Raw genomic sequence first — 1069 nt, 5'->3', positions numbered from 1 at the left:
GACACCTCACTTCCCAAGAAGGGTGAGCGCTCGGTCGGTGTTGCGGCTCAATACGCCTCGGCACTCGGTAAAACGGCAAATTGCCAAACACTGGTGTCTTTGACGCTTGCGAGCGGCGAAGTGCCCGTGATGGTCGCGTTACGTCTCTTTCTGCCTGACAGTTGGACAAGCGACGTATCTCGTTTGAAGCGCGCTCGCGTGCCAGTCGAACATCGAACGCCACGGTCCAAGCCGGAGATTGCTTTGGCCGAGATTGACCGCGCGATGGCGGCCAACGTGCGCTTTGGATATGTGCTGGCGGATGCAGGATACGGCCTCAGCGCACCGTTTCGACAAGGGCTAACAGAGCGCGGGCTGGTCTGGGCTGTCGGAATCCCTCGGCACCTGAAAGTATATCCGGTCGATGTGAAGCTCATTTGGCCGATTACCAAAGCCCGCGGGAAACCACGAAAGCACCACGTGCCTGATATCTTGTCGATTGCCGCAGAACAAATGCTGGCCGGCGCCAAATGGAAAACCGTGAGTTGGCGTAGCGGGACGAAAGGTCGGCTTAAAGCCCAATTTGCTGCTCTCCGTGTCCGGACCGCCGACGGCCCTCCGCAGCGGATATGGGATAAAGGTCAGCAGCATCTCCCAGGCGACGAAGCTTGGCTTATTGGCGAGCAACGTGCGTCCGGGGAGAAGAAATACTATCTGGCCAATCTTCCGGCGGCGACGGATCTGCGCACGCTGGCCGCCACCATCAAGGCACGGTGGATTTGTGAGCAGGCGCATCAGCAGTTGAAGGAGGAGCTAGGACTTGACCACTTCGAAGGGCGATCATGGCAAGGTCTTCATCGCCACGCCCTGATGACAATGATTGCCTACGCCTTCCTGCAGCATCGTCGCCTCGCATACGCGGGGCGGAAAAAAAAGAATCAACGGGCCTCCGCCTCAACCAACCATGCCAGCCGTCCGTCACGCCATCGTCGATCTCATTCTTCGGCCGCCGCTTCAGCAGTGCCCATATTGCCGAAAGGAAATCCTTGAAAAATGGCGCCGAAAACACAATCTGCCAAAGTAGTGCTAG

The 1069-nt window shown here is 58.0% G+C and carries 1 protein-coding gene; it reads left to right on the top strand.

What is annotated here, in order from left to right; all coding sequences use genetic code 11:
- Positions 1-1029: IS701 family transposase (locus XI03_RS01585; protein ID WP_271591099.1), on the top strand; the 1029-nt coding region annotated here is incomplete at its 5' end.
- Positions 1030-1069: the final 40 nt, after the last annotated feature.

The organism is Bradyrhizobium sp. CCBAU 65884 (genome assembly GCF_028128835.1).
Taxonomy (GTDB): Bacteria; Pseudomonadota; Alphaproteobacteria; order Rhizobiales; family Xanthobacteraceae; genus Bradyrhizobium; species Bradyrhizobium ottawaense.
Note: the sequence above shows the minus strand (reverse complement) of the source record. Positions and strands in the feature narration are given on the sequence as shown.